We start from the raw sequence: 19,828 nt of genomic DNA on the forward strand, positions 1-19,828 counted from the left end.
CGATGAAGCGGGTCATATTTAAGCGCACTTCCGACAGGTTGTGCATTTCTTATTTCTTGGGCTGCATAACCTGCACGCTGCCTCTCGAAAAGAACGACATTTGATGCAGAGCCCGTCCCTTTACACTATCTACATAGCTTTAATCTCTGAGACCAGAGCCAAAAATTCAGACTCAGTTAACTCAAACTCCTCGCCCTCCTCCATTGCCATCAGTGTGAGCAGTGCACGATCCATAGATGCTGTAATTTCTAGACCATGGTCTTGATAAATTTCGAACGCCACTTTAGCAACCCTAGCGACATCGAAACCTCTAACCATTGTTTTTTCTAGATCCATAGCCAGATCAGCTTGTGAATACATTATTTCCAGCTCTCCAACTCTGCACCTGTAGGGGGATAGTGCTGCGCGCTAACTGGCTGCCCATTAATACTCTTAGGGTGAACCCGAATGACATTTCCTGAATGATCATAGCTTTCCATCCATTGCCTGGTGGAGCCAGTCGCAGGACTGTACTCTGTGGCAAACGATGCGCCACGAGTAGTGCCTTCAGTTCGAGCAGGTACTTCCTGTGTGTAATAACGAATTCGTCCATCAGGGAGCGTCTTCGTGACAGCTGCTGTCTGTTGTGCCTTCTGCAACCCTGAAAGCTTTGCCCTCAAAGCAGCTTGAGCATTAACACTTGCAGCCTCACTTGATACTGCTGCGGTTCCTTTTGCGCCGACAACCCTCCCCGCCGCCTTCTCACCAACAATACCTAGCACAAACCCCGCCATCAAGACGCCGCCGCCGATGAGCTGTCGCTCACCCGGATTCGCTGGGTCTAGAGGGCGACCTTCAATTTCCTCCGCAAGCCTCTGGCCGGCCAGATTGTTCAGCTCGACAAATTTTTCGCCCAGTGGGGAGCCGCTCAGTACCTCATTCAGCGCATAAGTAATCACCCCCTTCGGACCTTGTGCTGCCGCCAGGATGATGTTGACCGCATTGATCTGGTCGGGATGCTCCTGCAGGTAATTATTGATCTTGACTGCTTTATCGAGTACCTGCTGCTGAACCGTTGGTCCCTCGGCATTCACATCAGTCGGCGCAAGCTCTATCGCGCCTGCAAGATCGATCCCAGCAGCGATCAAACCGTTCTGCGCTTGCTCCAAGTCCGCAGGCTTGAGGTCATTGATTTTCTTCAGCTCAGCCAGCACACCATTGCGGACTTGCGGATTGGAAAGTATGTCGCGGGCCTCCTGCCGGCTGTAGCCCGCTGCGATCAATGCATCCAGCGCTTGTCCGACGATTTCTTCGCCTCCCGCCTTGACGGCGGAGGCAGGCAGTCCTGGGTGCAACAGTGTGTCGAGTTGATTGAGAGTCCCACTGATCAACGCGCCCGCCTGGTCAAAGTTGGCGATCGCTGCCTGGTCGTAGTACTGGAGCTCGTTCCCCCACCGCTCTGCGGTCTCCGTCGGATGCGCAACACCCTCCAGCGAAGACTTGCTGATATAAAGATCGGTCTGTTCTTCGTGATCCTTGGTGACCTCATAGGCCTTGTTGATGTCGCGGTTCAGCCCAGCGCTGGAGTCCTGCCCTGTTTGCGCATCGTTGCGAACGACAATGTCACCTGCACCCACGGTCGCGCGGACGATTTGCTCGCGGTCCTTTTCGTAGTTGTACCCGCTGACGCTCCAGGCAGTGCCACCGCGTTCGCCCCGACCTTCCATACTGCCGTCAGTGGTGATGGTGTTGGCCGTGGCGGCTTTGCTGTCGCCGCCGCTCCAGCCCCAACTGCCACCAACGTTGATGTAGTAGTTGTGCTCCTTGTCGACGCCTTCGATGTCGCGGAAACCGAGGGTGTTGGTGTCGAGTTTGAGGTTGCCGCTGTCGGAGGCGATGAGTGCTCCATCGAGTTGAGTGTGGTTTTCGGTGCGGATGTCCAGCTTGTCCTTGGCGGTAATGCTGGTCTGCTGCTCGACCCAGTCGGTCTTGCCGGTGGCCTTGCCGGTGCCGACCGAACCACTGAGACTCCCGCCCGCCAAGCCCACACTCACCGTGGCACTGACGTCCAACTGCTTACCGCTGACCTCGCCCGTATCCGGCAGAGAGGCAACGGTGAGATTACCGCCAACCCGGCCAATAACATCTTTACCGCGCAAGGTTGCACCGGCGATGGTGGTGTCATTGCCGCTGTTGAAGCGCAGTTGGTCCCCGGCAAAGAGGTAGGCTTCCTGCTGCTTCTGGCCGTCGCGCTCCAGCTTGCCTCGGCCCATGTCGACGCTGGCGTAAACGGAAATGAGGTCCTTGCCGCCGACAGCGATGCCCACTTCACCACTACCGCTGTGGCGGTTTGACTGATTGTCGGAATCGTTCTGTGCAGCCCGGATGTTGAGGTCATTACCGGCGTGCAGGTCGATATCGCGGCCAGCCTTGACCTGCGTGCCAATCAGGGTCAGGTCGTTGGCGGCATCAAGGGTTATGTCGCGCCCGGCTTGCAATTGGCTCGGCGTGCTGCTGCCTTGCCACTGCTCTTCGGCGGCTTCACCTCGACTGCCGCCAACGCCAACGCGTGCGCTGCCACTGCTGGTCTGGCCATTGATGCCGCCCTGGCTGCGGGTGTTTTTACTGACGCTGCCGTCCACGCCATGGGCCACGCCGAGGGTGATGTCCTTGCCCACCAGGGTGATATCGCGTCCAGCGTCCAGCTGACTACCCTTGATGTTGATGGTGTTGCCGGCGATCGCCGTGATGTCACGCCCCGCACTGAGGCTGGAAGGGCTATTGCCCTGGCTTTCGTAACTATCACTGCTGGTTTGCCGCGAAGGGCCGAAATGGGCTGAAGTGGTCGGCCCGGAGGTGAACTGATTCGCGGCGTCGACGGCGCCGAGCACGCTCGAGCCTTTGCTGATGTTGTTGTCGCCCTTCCCGACACTGCTCAGGGCATCGACCGTGTTGCCCACGTTGTGGCTGACATTGGCGGTAAGGCCCTGACGCTCCCGGCTTCGGCTTTCTTCCTGTAGGGAGTACTCGCTCGCCGTGTCGATCGAGAGGTTACGTCCGGCCCGCAATTTGATGTCGCGCTCTGCCGCCAGGTCCGATCCCTGTTGGTTGTAATCGCGTCCGGCCTGAACATTGATGTCTTGGCCGGCGACCAATTGACTGGAGACTGCAGTGCCTTGGGCGCTGCGGTCCTTGTTGTTGAGCTGCTCGGCCCCGGCGAAATCGGTGAACCCGTTTCGGTCGCTATCGACTGCGACGCCAACCCGCTTCTCGGTTTTCCACTGGCGCTGATCCTGGCTATTCTCACCTGCCAGGATATTCACATCACGCCCCGCGCCAACGGTGAGATTGCGCTCGGCAGCGATACCGCTACCGACTACGTTCACGTCCCGGCTGGCTCGCACCAGCGCGTCACGACCAGCGCTGACCTGGCTGCCAACACTATCGGAACGGGTACTTTCCTGACCGGCGTTATCCTTACTGGCAACCGAGAGAAAGTTGTCGGAGAGCGATAGGCCGACCTTGTTCTTGTATTTGTCGTTATAGCTGTAGGCGCTGTCGTTGGCCGCACCGAGAGTGACATCGCCACTGGGATCAAGTAGCCCGGCACGCAGCTCCACATCGCGCTCACCACGCATTTGGCTGGCATTCAGGACGATATCCTTCCCGGCAGCGACCACTACGTCATTGCCTGCCGACAACTCGCTGCCAACCTGGGTGGTGGCGGTGTTCAACTGGGCCTGGCCACTTTTGGACAGGCCGCCAAAACCCGACTTGCTTTTGCTGTAGGACGAGCCGTGCGCCTCTTGTGCGGACAACACACTGATATTGCCTTGTCCGCCAACCAGCAGGTCATTGCCCGCCTTGAGCTGGCTACCCACCACCGCAACATGGCGACCGCCGTTGAGGCTGATGGCGCCTTGGCTGTCCTGGCTGACGTTGACCGTCAGATCCTTGCCAGCCTGAATGACCGAGGCGACGTTAGTGCTGTCGTAGCTTTCGCGCTGTTGGCTTTTGCTTCTCCCGAACGACCCCTTCGTTTTCTTCGAATAAAAGGAGTAATCCTCATTCTGCGCAGAGAGGATGCTGACATCGCGCTCGGCATCCAGAGCGACGGAACCGGCTCCCTGGACTTGGCTACCGACCACAGCGAGGTCCTGGCCTGCGCTGATCGATATATCGCCACCGGCATTGAGGGTGGTGGATTGCTGCTGGACGTGGTCCTCCTGAGCCGTGACCTTCTTGGTCTTGCCGTAGCGGTGGCTCTCATTTGCGGCCGACGCCAGGGTGACATCACGGCCTGCCGACAAGGCCATGTCACGAGTGGCGTCGATGCGGCTGGCGATGGCGGTGAGGTCACGACCTGCGTCCATGACCATGTCACGGCCTGCGCTGAGGCTGGAGCCCTGTTGGGTGATTTGTTCGTTCAGGTAACGGCTACCGTAGGTATCGCTGCTGCGCTCCTGTAGCGAACTAATATTGATATCGCGACCGGCATGGATTTCCGTGTCACGACCACTCTGCATGACACTACCGATGCTGGAGAAATCACGGCCGGCATCAATCGTGAGGTCGTGGGTCGCTTCAATCCGCGAAGCGCTGTCGAGGTAGTCGCGATGTTGGCTCTTGCCTTCATGACTGAAGTCAAAGCCCGTGACACTGCGCTCGTTGATCACATCGCCGCTGATGCTGGTGAGGCTGACGTCGCGCCCGGCGATGAGGCCGCCGGCCTTGTTGCTCAGGGTGTTGCCGGCCAGCAGGTCGAGGCGCTCGCCGGCTTCGACCAGGCCGCTGTTGACCAGGTCGTTGCCGGCCCTGGCGGCCAGGCTGCTGCTGGCGCGCAGGGTGCCGGCGTTGTTGAGGTCGTGCCCGGCGATCAGGGTCACGTCGCTGCCCTGGATCAAGGCGCCGTTGGCGGCCAGGCGGTTGTTGGCGTTGGCCAGGTACAGCACCGGCACCAGCACTTGCTCGCCGTTGACCTCGGCCGTTTCCAGCCAGACGATGTCGTGGGTCAGCGCGGCGACCTGCGCGGCGGTGAGCGACACGCCGAGCGCCAGGTTCAGCGCGTTCTTGCTGGCGATGGCGTTGTTCATCAGGTAGCGGAACATCGCCTCGTCCGAGGCCTGGCCGTCGATGAAGCGCTGGCCGGTGCGGGCGACCACGGCTTGCTGGATCAGCCTCTGTTCGTAGAAGCCGTCGCCCAGGCGCTTGGCGCTTTGGTCGGGGTCATAGCCGAGGTTGGACAGCAGGTAGTCCGAGCTCATGAACTGCTTGAGGTCGGTGAGTACCGGGTTGGTTTCGATCAGGTACTTGTGCGGTTTGGATTGGGTGCTGCCGAGCAGGCCCTGGACTTTGGCAACGCTCAACGGGCCCGTCTGGCCGTCGGGAGCGCTGGTGTTGATGCCCCGCCCCCGTGCATCCGGCAGGGCTTGCTGACGTTGTGCCGCGCCGACGCTGGCACCGCCCAGGGTCCAGCTTTGCGGGCCGTTATCGACTGCCGTCGCGCCTTGCCCGCTGAGGCGGAACAGGCCGTTCTGACCGGTTGGCAGGTTGAAGCCGGGAAGCGCCAGCGGGTTGACTTGCTGCTGCGCAAGGTCGGGCGGCAGTTGCCTGTTCACCTGGATGATGGTTGGAGTGCCCGTTCCGGCGGCTCCGGTACTCGCATTGCGGTTATTGCCAGTTACGGGCGCAGCCCACGAACGTTCAACACCGTTGCTGATTTTGTTGCTGGCATTGATGGTGACATTGCCGCCGGCCTGAATGACGGCCGGGACGAAGCTCGTCCCCGCAGCTACGACTCTTTGCTCAGCAAATACCGATGCATTTTTTATAACCGCCGGCGCTTCAGTTCTCAGGCCCGAGGAGTAAAGAGAATCGCCCAAGTGAAGGGTGCGCTTGATGTCATGACCACCGCCAAAATTGAGAGTGATGGTTCCAAAACGTTGAAAAACACTGTGCTCACGCGGTGGGCCGCAGCATGTATACGCTTCAGGAGCAACCATTGACTCCTGACCAGCTGTCGTCCAAAAATGAAAATCCTTATTATACTCAGCGTCGTTATATTTATTATATTCGATCAAACCCTCAAAAACATCCACACTGTGAGTTGGATAATCCAGGCACTTCAGATCTACATAATCACCCAAGGCACTCCCAGCATTCTCAAAATTGGCAACACTGATGCTTATATCTTTAACCGCTCCAACCGTGGAGTTATGATTTTTAAAACTACCGCCTTGAACATCTAAATTCCCACCAGAGAATAAACTGCCTGCCTTTGAATTTTCATCCGCGACAACAATTGACCGGTACTTCTGCGCCCATACGAAGTGAGAGTCTTTCTCACCGGTATATCGGGTCCCTGGCGAGTCGCAGTTATAGCAACGGATGCCGATGGCAGAAGAGTACAACTCAGACGCAACGCTAAAATTCGCTCTGTCATTGACAATAGTGTCGGCCCTGATAGAGAAATCCCCCGCACTCTCAATCACGCCGGATATATTTTCCAACAAGGCCGATCTAGCTCCATTTACATCCCTGGCTATTCCAACCCTGCCCATACTGTAAATATCTGACAATTTATTGGTGATGCTATTGGCGCGTATCGCCATATCGCCACCGCTAAAAATCAGCGCTCCTGCATCATTCAGCAAAGTAGTCGCATTGATCTGAAGTTTTGCCGCGCTTGCGAGCGTGCCGTAGTTATTCAGCGTGCCGGCGTTGACGGTCAGCGAATTGGCGGATGTCAGCCGGCCCAGATTGGTCAGCAGCCCTCCCACATTGACTTGCGTCGCCCCGCCGCCCGCGATGCTCGCGGTTGCGGGCAGGTACAACTGCCCGGCTTCCAGGGTCAGGCTACCCAGGCTGCTCACTCGACCATTGCCGGCATAGGTGCCGGCCAGGCCCAGGTACAGGCTGCCGTCACTGGCGATCAGCCCATCGTTGTTCCAGTTCACGCCAGTGCCGACCAGGCTGGTCGAGGCCAGCAATTGCCCGCTGGCGGTCTGGCTGAAGGTGTTGACGTTGACGTTCAGCCGCCCGGCCTGGATCACGCTGCTGTTGGTCCAGCTATTGGCATTGAGGGTCAGGCCGCCACGGGTGACCAGGCTGCCACCGGCATTGATGACGTTGGCGGTGGTGATGTCAAAGGTGCCGTTGCCGACGTGAAGCAACGTGCCGCCCGTATTCAGGAAGCCGCCGGCGGCCAGGGTCAGGTCCGTGTTGGCGCTTTCGAGGTTGCCGTTGCGGTTGTCGAACAGGCCGCCGATCAGGAAGCGGGTTGTGCCGCTGGTGCCGAGGGCGCGGAGTTGGCCGGTCTGGTTGTCCAGGCTGGCGGCATTGAGCGTCAGGGTGCTGTCGCTTTCGATAATGCCGAGGCGGTTGTTGAGGACACCGGCGAGGCTCAGGTCGACTCGATTGCCGGCGATCTGGCCAGCGCTATTGTCAAGACTGTTGCCCGTGACAGCGATCCGACCTTCTGCGTAAAGACCGCCGCTGCGATTGTCAATGTTACCGCTATTGATGATCGCATCGCCCGATTGCGCAGCGATGCGCCCGCCACGGTTGTCGATGCCCGCCAACGCTGTCAGGCTCAGGCGTTGGGCCTGGGTGATGCCGCCCTGGTTGTTGTTGGTCAAGTCGTAGCCGTTTTTCAACACCCCGGTGATGTGGGCGGTAAACGCGGCTTGCAGGCTGGACAACACGCCACCGCGGTTGTCGAGGTTGACGGCTTTGATGTTCAGGTCGCCACTTTGTGCCAGGATCCTTCCGCTCTGGTTGTCGATATCGCCTGTGACGTTGACGCCCAGGTCGCCCTGGCTTTGCAGCGTCCCCTTGCTGTTGGCGAAGCTCGCGGCTTGCAGTTGCAGGCCGCCGTTCTGGCTGTAGATCAGGCCGTCGGCGCTGTTCTGCACGGCGCCAGTGGCGGTCAGGGTGAGTTGCTCGGTGGCCGCGACGGTACCGCGATTGCGGTTGTCCAGCCCGCCGGTGAGCAGCGTCATCAGCCCCTGGCTGGCCAGTTGGCCGCCCTGGTTGTTGATCTGGCTGGCCCGCTGCAGCAGCAACGGGCCGGCGCTGGCGAGCTTGCCGCTGGTGTTGGTCAGGGCGCCGAGCAGGTCCAGGGTGACGGCCCCATTGCCGATCAGGCTGCCACTGCTGTTGTCCAGCGAAGTGCCGGTGAAACCGAGGGCCTGCTGGGCGCTGATCGAGCCGCTGCTGTTGTCGAGGGCCATGGCCTGAAGGGTCAAGGCCGCGCCACTGTCGATCAGGCCACCCTGGGCATTGTTCAGCAGGTCGCTGACGGTCAGGGTCTGGTCGCTGCCGCTTTGCAGGATGCCGGCATTGCTGTTATCGAGGCTTGCCGCATTGACGGTGAGGGTTTTCTGGCTGACCAGCGCGCCAGCGCCACTGTTAAGCAAGGCGCCATCGACGCTGACGGCCAGATCGCCGTTGCGGCTGGAGAGCGTGCCATTGTTGCGGTTGTCGAGGCTGCCGGCGGCGACGCCGAGGCCCTCCCAGCCCGAGATCAGGCCATTCTGATTGAGCACGGTGGTGCCGTCGAGGTCCAGTTGCTGGCTGCTGATCAGTTTGCCTGCGCGGTTGTCGAGGGTGCGGCCGGCCAGGTTGTAGCTCTGGCTGCTGGAGATTTCGCCGCCCTGGTTGTTCAGGTCGCGCAGGTGGCCGATGCTCAGTTGCCCGGCCGTGGTGATCAGGCCGGCGGCGTTATTCAGGTCACCACTGGCATTGCCGAAGTCGATGGCAATGGCGCTGCCGAGCAAGGCGCCGCCGTTCTGGTTGTTCAGCGCGGCGCTGTTGATGTTCAGCGATGTCGTGGCGCTGATCAGCCCCTGGTTCTGATTGTCGAGCAGGCCCGCGACTGTCAGGTCGAGCTTGTCGCGGCTGGTCAGGGTGCCGCCGCTGTTGTCCAGGCTGCCGGCACCGACTGTGAGCAGCCCTTCGCTGCTGATCAGGCCGCCGAGGTTGCTCAGCGCACCATCGAGCCTGATATCCAGCACGGACAGGGCGCGGATGGTGCCACTTCCGTTGTCCAGGCTCAAACCATTGAAGGTGGCGCTGCTGCGACTGAACAACAGGCCCTCGGCCTGGTTGACCACGTTAGTGACGGTCAGGCCCAGTTCAGTGCCGGCGATGACTTTGCCGCCGTCGCTGTTGTTCAGATGCTGACCGAAGACCTTAACGCCAGTAGCGCTGGAGATTTCGCCGGCGCGGTTATCGACGTTATCGACACGGACTGTCAGTGCCTTGGCTGCGCCGACCAGACCGCCGTTGCGGTTGTCGAGGCTGGTGCCGGTCAGGCTCAGGTTGCCCTGGGCGACCAATTCACCGCCTTGCTGATTGAGGGTGGCAATCTCGGCGGTAAGGTCCGCCTTGCTGGAAATACGCCCGCCGGCGTTGCTCACTTCATTGACCTTCAGGCTCGTCGCGCCGCCACCGCTGACCAGGCCACCCTGGCCGTTGAGTAAGCGGTCGGCGGTCACACCCAGGCTGCCGGTGCCAAGCACGCGGCCTTGATTGCGGTTGTCCAGGGTCGATGCCGTGACTTGGGTACGGTTTTGCGCGCTGAGGGTGCCGCCGCTGTTGTCGAGGGTCTGGCTCACGCGGGCGTCGAGATCGCGGCTGGCGATCACGCTGCCGGGGTTGCGCAGGGTCTGTGCTTTCAGGCTGACGTCGCCCGTGGCGTTGCGGCTGTTGTCGGCATTGACGCCGGCTTCGATGATGCCGTTGTTGGTCAACTGGCCGCCGGCGCTCAGGGTGATGCTGTCGCGAGCCGCGAGGCTTTGCTGGTTGGTTAGGGCGCCCTGGGTCTGGACGCTGACGGCGCTGCCGGCGTAGACCGGTCCCTGCGCGTCGAGGCTCGCAGCCTTGAGATTGACCGCGGCGCCAGCAGCCGTCTGGGCGATGCTCAGGTGGCCGTTGGCATCGATCTGGATATCACCGCCACTGGCGGCCAGGTTGCCCGCCAGTTTCACCCCGACCCCAGCTTCGGTGCCCACCAGTTTGATCGCCCCGGCGTACATGCCGCCCAAGGCCGAGGAGTCGATGGCCAGTTGCGGTTTGTCACTGCCATCATCGGCCCGGGCGGTGGCGTTGAGAGTCTGTGCGTTGACGTCGTTGCGTCCGGCCACGATGGTCAGGTTTTTCGCCTGGATCTCGGCATTGATTTTCGCGCTGCGGGTGATGATTTCGAAGCTGTCGACGTTGTTGGCGTTCAGCCCGACGCCGTCGATGGAGACGCTGCCCTGATCGACCTGAAAACGATCGAGGCGACCATTGTCCAACACTGGTTTGCCGGTTGTCAGGGTCACGCGCGGGGTGTTGATGAAACCGCAGCCGTTGCAGCTGATGCCGTAGGGGTTGGCGACGATGACGCGAGCCGATTGCCCCGCCACTTCGGTGTAGCCGCGCAACTGGCTGGGGCTGCCGCCGTTGACTTCGTTGAGGATGGTTTGTGAGGCGACTTGGTTGGTGAGGTTGGGATTGCCGACGATGATCCCGCCCAATTGCGTCGCGCCGGTCTGCGCCGCGACGTTGTTGAGGATCACACCCTGGGTGCCGACGTTGTAATCGTGAAACTGGTTATGGGATAGACCGCTGCCATTGGGGGTGGCGATGTTGATGATGGGTACGCCGTTGCCCGCCTGACCGAGACTGGTGCCTGGCGCACTGACGACGATGCCGTCCGCCTGAGCCAGCAGCGGTTGCCAGAACATGACGTTGGCCAACAGGAATGCCAACCCGCGCTTGGGCATCCCGCAGAAACGCTCGCGAGAAATCAGGGCAGCAGAAGGCTGGCGAGCCAGAAAGGCAACGTGGCGAACGTCCATGTCGAGAATCTCGGGAAAGCGAAAATTAAATGAACAGGTCCATACGGAAGTAAATCGGCGCTTCGCGCTCGGTCAGCGCATCCGGTCGTTCCAGGGAATGGGCAAAGGTCACGCTGGCGGCCAGGTGCTGGCCACGGGCGAACAGCTCGACCGAGTTACTGGACATGCGCCCGTGTTGCTCGCCGTTGAAGCGGTCGCCGCGAATCACACCCTGGTCGTAACCGAGGCTGGTGCCATATTCGGCGAACGCGGGGCGCAGCCATTCCAGAGTCACCGGACGGCTCCAGCGCAAGTCGGTGCGCCAGTAGCCGCCGCTGTCGCCGGACAAGGATTGATCCTTGTAACCGCGGATCGACGACTGCCCGCCAAGGCTGGTGCGTTGCGGGCTGAACAACACGTCTTCGCTGCGCTGGCCGGCCATCAGGCTGCTGAAGCTGAACGACTCGCCCCAAGGCATCGGCGCGTTCGACGTCCAGGGCAACGGCGATCCAGGCCCCGGCGAGCCGGACGCGCGCTACCGCAAATACACCGCCACCGTGAGCTACTTGCAGCCGTTCAATTGATGCCGAACTGCGCTTCGCTGAGGCGATTGCTGCTCAGCGCCAGCTTGCTGTCTTCGATGAAGTTGTTGGTGCGCAGGTAGGCCAGGCCGGCGCTGAGGGAGGTCTTGCTCATGGCGTCGCGGTGGATCACCCCCTCGGCGCGCAGCTGATGGTTCTGGCTGTCGCCGGTCTGCTTGAAGTTGAAGCCGTTGGCCTGCGCCTGGGAGCGGTATTCACTCTGGCTGTAGGTGTAACTGAAGTTCCACCAACCCCACGGCAGATTGTAATAGAGCATGGCATTGTTGGAGGTGTGCTGGTGATCGGTCATCGCATCGTGACCGCCACGCAGCATCAACTGATCGGCCAGGCCCAGCGGGCTATCCCAATCCAGGGTGGTGCCCCACTGCTGTTCACCGGTGCTGCGCTGGCCGTCGTTGCTGCGCGACAAGCCCGTGCGCCAGGGCTTTTGCGGGGTGTTTTTGACCAGCACTTCGCTACCGCCGACGGCTTTGCCAGGGACCAATTCCATCTGTGCCTGATTCGACGGCAGACGGTTCAGTTGATCGACCAGTTGTTCGATCTCGCGCAGGTTGAGCAAATCACCGGTCTTGCCGGGAAAAGCCATCGCCAGTTCACGGTCCGACAGCTGGCTGCCGTCCACGCCCTTCAAGCCTTCGAGCTTGCCCTCAACCACCAACACCCTCAGGTGGCCACTGGATAGATCCTGTTGCGGCAGATAGGCGCGGCTAGTCACCAGGCCTTTCTCGATGTAGTGATCGGTGATGACCTTGAGCAATTCGTTGAGCTGAGTCACGCCCAGGCACTGGCCGATATAGGGTTTGAGCAAACGCTCGCGCTCAGCGGCAGACAGGCTGTCCGCGCCCTTGAGCTCAATGTCTTTGATGGGGAAACAGCGGGTATCGGCAGGGGCTGTGGGTGCTGTGGGCGCAGCTTCTTTGCCGGGTAGTTCCTTGAGTTCTTCGAGACGTCGGCGCTGTTCTTCGAGGAGTCGATCCTGGCGGTCGCGGATCAGGTCTTGTTCACCGGGGGTGGGAATGGGGGCGGCGTGGGCCAGGTTCAGCGGACTTAGACACAGCAAAGCCAAGCACAACCTCGCCACGAGGGCGGGTGGGTACATGTTCGATCCCTCGACACGACGAATGATATCAATATAGTGGCACCATGTTAGATTGCCATCATTCTGACGTCAATCGAATGAACTACCATTTATCTGGAGAATCGGCTTGGAAGCTCGCGAAAGGTTCGGAGCCGCTTTTTTTCGCGGCCAGGGCCGCTCCCACAAGTTTGTCAGCAATCTGAAACCCCGCTTGAGCGGCAATGCTGTTCACTTAAGCCGCAGCTAGATAGTTTTTGGACTGCCGACCTACGGTGTAAGCCAGAAAAAACGCCGCTATCCCAAACTGGGTACGCGGCGTTTTTCCTTAACTGAACAGCATTGCGCTTGAGCGGGGTTTGTTGTTTACCACATCAGGTCATCAGGGATCTGATAGGCCGCATACGGATCATCCGCATCCGGCGCTTCGGTCGAGGTGTTGAGCAGGACGATACGACGTGGGTCGCGTTCCTGGATCTTCACTGCCGCTTCACGGGGAATCACTTCATAACCGCCACCATGGTGCACGATCGCCAGCGAACCGCTGCTGAGCTTGCTGCGCATCAGGCTGTTGACCGACAGGCGCTTGACCTTCTTGTCGTCAACGAAGTTGTAGTAGTCCTCGGTGGCCAGCTTCGGCAGGCGCGACACTTCGATCAGTTGCTTGATCTGTGCGGCACGAGCCTTCTGCTCGGCCTTTTCCTGCTGCTGGCGGTTGAGCTCCTGGTCGCGCCTGGCCTTTTCAGCCATGGCCTCCTGGGCCGCACGCTGCTGGGAGTCATCGACTTCGACCTGGCCTTTGTGCTCCAGGCGCTTTTGCTTCTGTTTCTCTTTGCTGACCTGCTTGACCTGCTTTTGGTTGACCAGACCGGCTTTCAGCAATTGGTCACGTAGGGAAAGGCTCATGGTGCTCACTCACTTATGCAACGGCTCAGCCACAGCTGGGCTGGTTCTTTTCCTGACGTTTGGCTTCGCCCCACAGAGCGTCCAAATCTTCGAGGGTGCAATCTTCTATGGGACGCTGGGTGTCGCGCAATGCCTGTTCGATAAAACGGAAGCGTCTTTCGAACTTGGTACTGGCACCACGCAGCGCGGTTTCCGGGTCGACTTTCAAGTGGCGAGCCAGATTGACCACCACAAACAACAGGTCGCCGACTTCCTCGGCGATGGCCTGGCCATCGTTATCGGCCATGGCTTCGAGCACTTCATCGAGCTCTTCACGTACCTTATCCAGCACCGGCAAGGCATCCGGCCAGTCGAAACCGACCTGCGCCGTGCGCTTTTGCAACTTGGCTGCGCGCGACAAGGCCGGCAGCGCCACCGGCACGTCGTCGAGCAAGGACAGCTGCTCAGGCTCCGACGCCTTTAGCGCGCGCTCCTCGGCCTTGATTTCTTCCCAGCGCTGCTTGACCTGGGCTTCGTCCAGCCGCGGGGTATCGGCCGGGGCATACAGCTCACCGGTAGGGAACACGTGCGGATGGCGACGGATCAGCTTGCGGGTGATGCTATCGACAACGCCGGCGAATTCAAAGCGGCCTTCCTCCTGCGCCAGCTGGCTGTAGTAGACCACCTGGAACAAGAGATCGCCCAACTCGCCCTGCAAATGCTCAAGATCGCCGCGCTCGATGGCGTCGGCGACCTCGTAGGCCTCCTCCAGGGTGTGGGGCACGATGCTGGCGTAGTCTTGCTTGAGGTCCCACGGGCAGCCGAACTGCGGGTCGCGCAGGCAGGCCATCAGGTGGAGCAGGTCTTCGAGTTTATACATCCAACATCTCTCTTTGATTGGACGGCCCCATCGCTGGCAAGCCAGCTCCTACAGGGACCGCGTACCCATGTAGGAGCTGGCTTGCCAGCGATTCGATCTCAAGGCGTACGATTACGCCGGGTCTCGATGATGTTCGGCAACTGGGAAATGCGCCCCAGCAACCGGCCCAATGCATCGAGCCCCGGAATCTCGATCGTCAGCGACATCAGCGCCGTGTTGTCTTCCTTGTTCGAGCGGGTGTTGACCGCCAGCACGTTGATCCGCTCGTTGAGCAAGACCTGGGAGACGTCACGCAACAGCCCCGAGCGGTCGTAGGCACGGATCACGATGTCCACGGGATAAGTGAGCACCGGCACCGGCCCCCAACTGACCTGGATGATCCGTTCCGGCTCACGCCCGGACAATTGCAGCACCGAGGCACAGTCCTGGCGGTGGATGCTTACCCCACGCCCCTGGGTGATGTAGCCGACGATGGCATCGCCCGGCAGCGGCTGGCAGCAGCCGGCCATCTGCGTCATGAGGTTGCCGACGCCCTGGATCTGGATATCGCCTCGCTTGCCCGGCTTGTAACCGGTGGCCTTGCGCGGGATCAGTTCCAGTTGCTCGTTGCCACGCTCCGGCTCGACCAGTTGTTGCGCCGCGTTGACCAGGTGCGCCAGGCGCAGGTCGCCCGCACCGAGGGAGGCGAACATGTCCTCGACGGTCTTGAGGTTGGCCTTTTCCGCCAGCCGCTCGAAATCAACCTGCGGCAGGCCCAGGCGATTGAGTTCGCGCTCGAGCAGGGTCTTGCCGGCGGCAACGTTCTGATCACGCGCCTGCAGCTTGAACCAGTGAACGATCTTGGCCCGCGCCCGCGAGGTGGTGACGTAGCCCAGGTTGGAGTTCAACCAGTCACGACTCGGGTGGCCGTGCTTGCTGGTGATGATCTCGACCTGTTCGCCAGTCTGCAGGCTGTAGTTCAACGGCACGATACGCCCGTTGATCTTGGCACCGCGGCAGTTGTGGCCGACTTCGGTATGCACCCGATAGGCGAAGTCCAGCGGCGTCGCCCCCTTGGGCAGGTCGATGGCATGCCCGTCCGGGGTGAACACGTAGACCCGGTCCGGCTCGATGTCGATGCGCAACTGCTCGGCCAGGCCGCCGATATCGCCGAGTTCTTCGTGCCACTCGAGAACCTGACGCAGCCAGGAAATCTTCTCTTCGTAGTGATTGGAACTGGACTTGACGTCGGTGCCCTTGTATTTCCAATGCGCGCAAACCCCCAGCTCCGCCTCTTCGTGCATGGCATGGGTACGGATCTGCACTTCCAGCACCTTGCCCTCGGGACCGATCACGGCGGTGTGCAGTGAGCGATAGCCGTTTTCCTTGGGGTTGGCGATGTAGTCGTCGAACTCTTTGGGGATGTGCCGCCAGAGGGTGTGAACGATCCCGAGCGCGGTGTAGCAGTCGCGCATCTCCGGCACCAACACACGCACCGCGCGCACGTCGTAGATCTGGCTGAACTCCAGGCCCTTGCGCTGCATTTTTCGCCAGATCGAATAGATGTGCTTGGCCCGGCCGCTGATATCGGCCTTGACGCCGGTCTCCAGCAACTCGTTCTGCAGCTGGGTCATGACCTCGGAAATGAAGCGCTCGCGATCCAGCCGCCGCTCGTGCAGCAACTTGGCGATCTGTTTGTACTGCTCGGGCTCCAGGTAACGGAAGGACAGGTCCTCCAGTTCCCACTTGATATGACCGATACCCAAACGGTGCGCCAATGGCGCGTAGATATCGAAGACCTCACGGGCTACCCGATGACGTTTCTCGTCGTCGGCGCTTTTCACGGCGCGAATCGCACAGGTGCGCTCGGCCAGCTTGATCAAGGCCACGCGAACGTCGTCGACCATGGCCACCAGCATCTTGCGCAGGTTTTCCACCTGCGCCTGAGAACCCAGCACCAGCGATTGACGCGGGCTGAGACTGGCGCTGATGGCGGCCATGCGCAGCACGCCGTCGATCAGCTTGGCGACCACCGAACCGAAACGCTGGGTGACCTCGGCCAGGGTGACCTTGCCTTCGCGCACGGAACGGTAAATGACCGCGGCGACCAGGGAATCCTGATCGAGCTTGAGGTCGGCGAGGATCTCTGCGATTTCCAGGCCTGCCTGAAAACTCGAAGTCCCGTCGGCCCAGGAATGCTTCGCCGTGTTGCCTTGCTTCTCGACTTGCTGAGCGTACTCGCAGGCCGCTTTCAGGGCTTCCCGGTCCAGCGCCAGATCGACGCTCACAACATGATCGAGCCATGCATCGAGATTGATACTGCCGTCGGTGTTGATCGGCTGGTGTGCTCTCACCTGTACCATCTTGCTTACCTTCCCTACGGCGCTTTTACGCTGCGCCTACAGTCGCTGGCTTTACCCCTGCTGGGCCGGCAGGGGTATGCGTTCACGCGCCAGTCGGATTAGACGAGCTTCCTAGCTCGCTTCAAATAACGCCATCGCCTCGACATGCGCTGTCTGCGGAAACATATCGAGAATTCCGGCACGTTTTAACCGGTATCCCTGCCTCAACAATTCGACCGCGTCGCGGGCCAAAGTTGCCGGGTTGCAGGACACATACACCAATCGTTTGGCACCCAGGGTGGAAATCTTGCGCACTACTTCGAAAGCACCATCGCGTGGTGGATCCAAGAGTACCGCAGAAAAGCCTTGAGCGGCCCAGCCTGACGCTAGCAAAGGCTGCGATAAATCGGTGTGAAAAAACTGAATATTATGCAAATTATTGCTGGCAGCATTCGCCGCTGCACGCTGCACCATGGTTGCCACCCCTTCGACCGCCACCACTTCGCGCGCCTGTTGCGCCAATGGCAAGGCGAAGTTGCCCAGGCCACAGAACAGATCCAGCACTCGCTCGTCGGCCTTGGGTGCCAGCCACTCCAGGGCTTGGGCGATCATGGCGGTATTGACCGCGGCATTGACCTGAACGAAGTCCCCCGGCCGATACGCAAGTTCCAGGCGCCATGGCTCCAGCGCAAACCCCAGCGCCTGGTCCGGATCGGCCGGTTGCGGCTCGCCTTCGCCATGCAGCCACAGCTGGGCCGAATGCTCGTCGCAAAACGCTTCGAGCACGCGTCGGTCAGCGTCGGCCAATGGCGCGGTGTGCCGAACGAGCACAGCCAGGGATGTACCACTGAACAGTTCCACATGCCCCAATACCTGGGGTTTGCTGAAGCGGCGCAACATGGCCGGCAACTGTTGCATGATGGGTCGCAAGGGTTGTACCAGGACCATGCAGTCATCGATGCCGACGATGTCCTGGCTGGCTGCGGCACGGAATCCGACATCGAGCTTTTTCGCCTTGGCGTCCCAACGCACGGCGACCCGGGCCCGGCGGCGATAGCCGAACTCGGGACCCACCAGCGGCGCAGCCCACTCCTGCGGCTCGATACCGGCCACTCGCGCCAATTGCTCGGCGAGCATGCGCTGTTTCAGGGCAAGCTGATCGGCATGAGCAAGGTGCTGCACGCTGCAGCCACCGCAGGTGCCGGCATGTGGGCAGGGTGCGGGCCGGCGCATGGCACTGGCCTGGAAAATACGCTCTACGCGTGCCTCGACCACTTTTGCGTGGGCATTGAGCACCCGCGCCTCGATCTCTTCGCCGGCCAGTGCGCCGACGACGAACCAGGTACGCCCCTCGAGGAAGGCAATGCCGCGCCCATCGTTGGCGAGCCGTTCGATGGTAAGGCGCTGCTTCTTGCCCGTGGGAATCTGCGGTGCCCGGCTACCGCCCGCAGGCTGGAAGCGCAGGCCGGCATTACGCTTGGCCATCAGTTGGTCGCATCGAAAATGCCGGTCGACAGGTAACGGTCGCCACGGTCGCAAATGATCGCAACGATCACTGCATTTTCCACTTCGCGCGACAGGCGCAAGGCCCCCGCCACTGCACCACCGGAGGACACGCCGCAGAAGATGCCTTCTTCGCGCGCCAGGCGACGCATCACGTCTTCGGCTTCGGCCTGGGCCATGTCCATCACGCGGTCAACGCGGGCGGCATCGAAAATCTTCGGCAGGTATTCCTCCGGCCAGCGGCGGATACCCGGAATGGCCGAGCCTTCCATCGGTTGCAGGCCGACGATCTGCACCGCCGGGTTCTGCTCCTTGAGGTAACGCGAGACGCCCATGATGGTCCCGGTGGTGCCCATGGAGCTGACGAAATGGGTAATGGTGCCTTCGGTCTGGCGCCAGATTTCCGGGCCGGTACCGAGGTAGTGCGCCTCGGGGTTGTCGATGTTGCCGAACTGGTCGAGCACCTTGCCGCGCCCTTCTGCCAGCATCCGCTCGGCCAGGTCGCGAGCGCCTTCCATGCCTTCTTCCTTGCTGACCAGGATCAGCTCGGCGCCATAGGCGGTCATCGCCGCCTTGCGCTCGGCGCTGGAGTTGTCCGGCATGATCAGGATCATCTTGTAGCCCTTGATCGCCGCCGCCATGGCCAAGGCGATCCCGGTATTGCCCGAAGTCGCTTCGATCAGGGTGTCGCCCGGCTTGATCTGCCCGCGCGCTTCGGCGCGGCTGATCATCGACAACGCCGGGCGGTCCTTGACCGAACCTGCCGGGTTGTTGCCTTCGAGCTTGAGAAGGATGGTGTTGCTGCTGTCACCGGCCAGGCGTTGCAGGCGGACCAGTGGCGTGTTGCCGACGCAATCGGCGATGGTTGGGTACTGCAGGGTCATGGCGTATTCGCAATCCGGACTGCGGGGGGGTCTATCATACCGGCAAATGCCGCGAGTCCATATCACGCAAAGTGTGGCGCTTATGGCTGAACGCTATAAGCCTCGCCACCAGCAGCACGGCGAGTTTGCAGAACAGAGAATGCTTGCCAGGTACCTCAGCCGTCCTGTTCGGCGGCGCTCAGGACGTAGCCCTTGCCCCAGACGGTACGCACTTGCCGCTCGTGGTACCCGATGGCCTTGAGCTTGCGGCGAATCTGGCTGACATGCATGTCCAGGCTACGGTCATGCTGGACATAGCCGCGTTGCAACACCTGCTGATAAAGGAAGGGTTTGCTCAGTACCTCTTCGCTGCTGCGATGGAGGGTCTCCAGCAGGCGGTATTCGCTGGGCGTAAGACCGGCCCATTGCTTTTCATGGCTGACGTCGCAGGCCTGCTCATCAAAGTTCAAGCCCGCGGCCTCCTCGCGCGATGGCTGTCCATGACGCCGCTCGAGCGCCACCCGGCGCAGGATCGCCTCAACGCGCACATGCAGCTCGGCCATACTGAAAGGCTTGGGCAGGTAATCATCGGCACCGCGCTTGAAGCCGGTGATGCGATCGGCTTCTGCCCCCAGCGCCGACATCAGGATCACCGGCGTTGCACTGCGCTCACGCAGGTGCGCCAGCACGTCCAGACCATTCATGCCCGGCAGCAGGATATCCATCAGCACCACGTCGAAATGCTCGCGCCGGGCGATATCCAGCCCCTCGCGGCCATTCCGGCACCAGGTGACCTGGAAACCACAGCGCCCCAGTTGCTCGTGCACATTAGCGCCAAGCACTGGGTCGTCTTCGATGGCAAGGATGTTTGGTGTGCTAACCGATACGGGAGTCATT

The 19,828-nt window shown here is 60.9% G+C and carries 8 protein-coding genes and 1 pseudogene; all 9 read right to left on the minus strand.

Features of this window, described 5'->3' with window-relative positions:
* Window positions 1–129: 129 nt before the first annotated feature.
* The gene (locus NVV94_RS20300) at window positions 130–360 is read right to left on the minus strand and encodes a hypothetical protein (protein WP_258444159.1); all 231 of its coding nucleotides are present in this window, start codon (window positions 358–360) and stop codon (window positions 130–132) included.
* Window positions 360–10,823, minus strand: a complete 10,464-nt coding sequence (locus tag NVV94_RS20305) for a hemagglutinin repeat-containing protein (RefSeq protein ID WP_258444160.1) — start codon at window positions 10,821–10,823, stop codon at window positions 360–362. Before NVV94_RS20305 ends, NVV94_RS20300 begins: the two co-directional genes overlap by 1 nt.
* A gap of 25 nt (window positions 10,824–10,848) precedes the next feature.
* Window positions 10,849–12,503 (minus strand): annotated as a pseudogene (locus tag NVV94_RS20320) (ShlB/FhaC/HecB family hemolysin secretion/activation protein).
* A gap of 342 nt (window positions 12,504–12,845) precedes the next feature.
* Complete coding sequence (locus tag NVV94_RS20325) at window positions 12,846–13,385, minus strand: DUF2058 domain-containing protein (protein WP_258444161.1); 540 nt, start codon at window positions 13,383–13,385, stop codon at window positions 12,846–12,848.
* A gap of 25 nt (window positions 13,386–13,410) precedes the next feature.
* The gene (gene mazG, locus NVV94_RS20330; RefSeq protein WP_258444162.1) at window positions 13,411–14,244 is read right to left on the minus strand and encodes a nucleoside triphosphate pyrophosphohydrolase; all 834 of its coding nucleotides are present in this window, start codon (window positions 14,242–14,244) and stop codon (window positions 13,411–13,413) included.
* A gap of 98 nt (window positions 14,245–14,342) precedes the next feature.
* Window positions 14,343–16,586 carry a GTP diphosphokinase gene (gene relA / locus NVV94_RS20335; protein WP_258444163.1) on the minus strand — a complete coding sequence of 748 codons (2,244 nt, stop codon included), beginning with the start codon at window positions 16,584–16,586 and terminating at the stop codon, window positions 14,343–14,345.
* A gap of 111 nt (window positions 16,587–16,697) precedes the next feature.
* On the minus strand, window positions 16,698–18,050 hold the full coding sequence (gene rlmD, locus NVV94_RS20340) for a 23S rRNA (uracil(1939)-C(5))-methyltransferase RlmD (protein WP_258444164.1): 1,353 nt from the start codon (window positions 18,048–18,050) through the stop codon (window positions 16,698–16,700).
* A complete protein-coding gene (gene cysM / locus NVV94_RS20345; RefSeq protein WP_258444165.1) occupies window positions 18,050–18,952 on the minus strand; it encodes a cysteine synthase CysM in 903 nt (300 codons plus the stop codon). Before cysM ends, rlmD begins: the two co-directional genes overlap by 1 nt.
* Before the next feature lie 155 nt (window positions 18,953–19,107).
* Window positions 19,108–19,827, minus strand: a complete 720-nt coding sequence (locus tag NVV94_RS20350; RefSeq protein ID WP_258444166.1) for a response regulator transcription factor — start codon at window positions 19,825–19,827, stop codon at window positions 19,108–19,110.
* Between the last annotated feature and the right edge of the window lies 1 nt (window position 19,828).

The sequence above is a fragment of the Pseudomonas sp. LS1212 genome, from assembly GCF_024741815.1.
GTDB lineage: Bacteria > Pseudomonadota > Gammaproteobacteria > Pseudomonadales > Pseudomonadaceae > Aquipseudomonas.